This window comes from Mycobacterium sp., from assembly GCF_035603715.1.
Classification (GTDB): domain Bacteria; phylum Actinomycetota; class Actinomycetes; order Mycobacteriales; family Mycobacteriaceae; genus Mycobacterium.
In genome coordinates this window covers 1-3,098 of the sequence record NZ_DATNJW010000661.1, presented here as the reverse complement: position 1 = coordinate 3,098, position 3,098 = coordinate 1, and the positions used below count along the sequence as shown (strand labels likewise).

4 protein-coding genes are annotated in these 3,098 nt (G+C 63.5%); 1 reads left to right on the top strand and 3 read right to left on the bottom strand.

The features are described from left to right. The first annotated feature begins 921 nt into the window (after positions 1-921). Positions 922-1,143, top strand: a complete 222-nt coding sequence (locus tag VN856_RS26715; protein WP_325694931.1) for a hypothetical protein — start codon at positions 922-924, stop codon at positions 1,141-1,143. Positions 1,144-1,170: 27 nt separating this feature from the next. Here VN856_RS26715 and VN856_RS26710 read toward each other — a convergent pair whose 3' ends face one another. The 3 genes from VN856_RS26710 to VN856_RS26700 all read right to left on the bottom strand — a co-directional run. Beyond that, a complete protein-coding gene (locus tag VN856_RS26710; RefSeq protein ID WP_414687061.1) occupies positions 1,171-1,911 on the bottom strand; it encodes an ABC transporter permease in 741 nt (246 codons plus the stop codon). Positions 1,912-2,027: 116 nt separating this feature from the next. Next, entirely contained in the window at positions 2,028-2,864 is an 837-nt protein-coding gene (locus tag VN856_RS26705; RefSeq protein WP_325694929.1) for an ABC transporter ATP-binding protein, read from the bottom strand. After that, a partial coding sequence (locus tag VN856_RS26700; RefSeq protein WP_325694927.1) for a hypothetical protein occupies positions 2,861-3,098 on the bottom strand: 238 nt, incomplete at its 5' end. The genes VN856_RS26705 and VN856_RS26700, both read right to left, overlap by 4 nt.

Here is a 3,098-nt window from a genome sequence, read left to right as displayed (position 1 = left end):
CGAGCCAAAGCTCCACCCTGGGCTATTCATAGGCTTCCTAACAAAGGTGTAGGGAGTGATCCCGCGAGCGCATTCGTCAAGCGACGTAAGCACAAATGCAATCAAGAGGTGGCCGAGGGAACCGGTCGGGGCGATCGCCATCGTCGCTCGTGCCGCTGGCGCGAGAGCTGTGCTGATCGGCTTTGCAATCGGAGCCAACAGCGTGCACGACGGGGCGCTGACCTTGGCGTCCGTGTCGGCCAGTCGCGGTCCAGCCGTGGCCGACAAATGCACGGACAACCCAGCCGATCCGACGTGTCCACCGGCAGGCCCAGCTGACGCGAAGTGCGCATCGGCGGCCTGGCGCTATACCGCTTCGTGCGTTGGTGGTCCCTTCGACCCGAACAGCATCTCTAACTGCTCGCCAATCACCCCCGGCTGCCCGGGGTTTGTGCCGTACACACCACCGCCCACGCCCCCGTCGATTGAGCCTCCGCCGAGAGACAAAGGACACGAACCTCCCCCGCCGCCGCACCACCACGAGCCCGGGTCGCCACCCGGGACCGACCACCCTGACCCAGGGCAACCGCCGCCTGCGTCCGACCACCCGGGACCGGGCGAGCCACCACCACCCGGCGCGGATCATCCGGAACCCGGTACTCCCAACGCGCACTCGCAGGAAGCGGCGCCCCCACCGGCGGTGGCGGCCCCGCCTGTCGCACCCGTTGGACCGCCGCAAGCCATTGCGTCTCCGCACGCACCCGATGTCCCGGCACCGGCAATTCAGGCTCCCGTCGCTCCGGCACCGGTCATGGCGCCCGCCCCCGTTGCACCCGCTGCGCCACCGCCGGCGATGGCGCCGGCACCCGAACCTGCACCATCCCCGTCGAAGTAAGCGCAGTCCGATGCGGCTGACCACAGCTGCAAGGCAGGATGTCAGGCGTGAGTTGGTCGAGGTACGAGGGAAAAGCGCCCGCGGAGATAACTCTCACCGGCGCCGCACGAGACGCGGAGCTCGAAGACTTTATCCGCCTGCAGAATCCGCATCTCACCGATGTCCGTCTGGAGCAGGCAACTGCTACGGGGGACGAAGACAGCAATCGTCAGTGGTACACCGTCACCTACTTGGCTGACGACGGCGAAGGCCATCGCGCCGACAAGTAAGAAGGATGTCGAGAGCCCCGCCCCTGATTAGCCCTTGTCCGACCAGCGGAAAACTGTGAGGCAGGCCGCCAATCCGCCGATAGTCCAGGCGGTCAGCACCAAAAATATGTGCCAGTGCTCCCAATTGCCGGCCGGCTCGAAGGCGGCCATTGTGGACGGCAGAAGCACTGACCGGAACCCTTGCGCCATCCATTTGACCGGAAAGATGGAGCCGACGACCAACATCCACGTCGGCAGCACGATGAGCGGCACGTAGGTCCCCGACACGAACTGTAAGCCGACCGCCGGGCCGTTGGTGACGACCGCGGCCGCGACCGCGTTGCTGGCCAGATTACTGATGAAGATGCCGAGCAGCGAACAGCTGACGATCCCCAGAAGGAAGACCCAAGTCAGCGTGATCCAGCCGAAAACCGTTGCAGGCAAATGTAAATCGAAGAATAGTAAACCCACCGCCAGAAGGATGACGGCCTCGGCAAGGCTGACGATTGCGACGAGGCAAATCTTGCCGATGAAATACGACAGCGCGGTGGTTGGTGTCCCACGCAGACGTCGTAATGCGCCGGTGTCGCGGTCGGCGGCAATGCTGATGCCCAAGTTGATGAACGACGTCGAGAGAATCCCGTACGCAAGCATGCTGGCTGCGATGACGGCGCCGGTACTGGTTTCGGTGTGGGGCAGTTTGGTGGAGAAGATCGAACCCAGCAGGATGCAGATGACCGCCGGTAGCGAAAATGTCAGCACCATTTGCTCCGGTCGGCGGTAAAACATCTTGAGCTCGGGTACGACTCGCGACAAGCCGATTCGTAGCGGGGACGGAAGTGGTGGCGGTGATTCAGTCAGCCGGCGTTCGCGCGGCGCGGCGCTGGCCATGCGGTCGGTTCCCGTCATTTCATACCGATCAATTGGAGGTAGGCGTCCTCGAGGGTGGGGCGAGAGACCGTCAGGTCAGTCAACTCCGTGCCGGCCATCGATCGTTGCCTGATCAGTTCAGTCGGGCGATCGGTTTCCACCGTGTGGATTTCGCCGTCTGCCATCCATCGGACGGTCGCGGCCGAGTTGACATACCGGATCAGATTCTGCGGCGAGTCGACTGCGACCACCCGCCCGTCGGCGATGACCGCGACGCGGTCTGCCAGCGCTGCCGCTTCCTCGAGGTAGTGGGTGGTCAGCAGGATCGTTGTGCCGCTACCGGCCAGCAGCCGAATGAGGTCCCAAAAGCGTAGTCTCGCTTCGGGATCAAAGCCGGTCGTCGGTTCGTCGAGAAATAGCAGTGTCGGCAGGTTGATGATGCCGAGCGCGACGTCGAGCCGACGACGCTGACCCCCTGAGAGCGTCCGCACTTTCGATTCGGACACCGATCCGAGCCCGACGAGTTCGAGTACCTCCTCGGGGACGCGCGCCGCGCCATAGCATTTGGCGAACATCCGCATGGTTTCGGCGACTGTCAGCATTCCGGCGTCGCTGACTTCTTGAAGTACCACGCCGATCTTGGCGCGCCACTCCCTGCCGGCGACTCCAGGGTCTTCGCCTAACACACTCACATGGCCCGAATCACGCTTTCGGTGACCCTCGAGGATCTCGATGGTCGTTGACTTGCCGGCACCGTTGGGCCCGAGGATCGCAAAGACTTCGCCGTATCCGACGTCGAGATTCACCTCCCGCACGGCCTGCAGTTGTCCGTAGGATTTCGACAAACTCCGAACCTGCACCGCGGAATTCACGAGTGTGCTCCGCCTTGTTTCTCGAGTTCAGCCAACACTTCCCGTAGCTCGGCCTCGGACAGTTGTTCAACCATTCGGTCGACGTCGTCGTCGGTGGTGTCGGTCTCTGGCACTTCTTCGGTGACCGCCGCGGGGCCGGCGTTCGTCAGGTGAAGGTCGGTGAGGATTCTGGCGGCCACCGAATTGACACTTACGCCTCGGAGTAGCTCGAGCAGCGGCAGATCTATCGCGAAC

Coding starts and splice junctions, on each gene's coding strand:
- VN856_RS26710 (WP_414687061.1), bottom strand. CDS start 1,911: ATGTTTTACCGCCGACCGGAGCAAATGGTGCTGACATTTTCGCTACCG.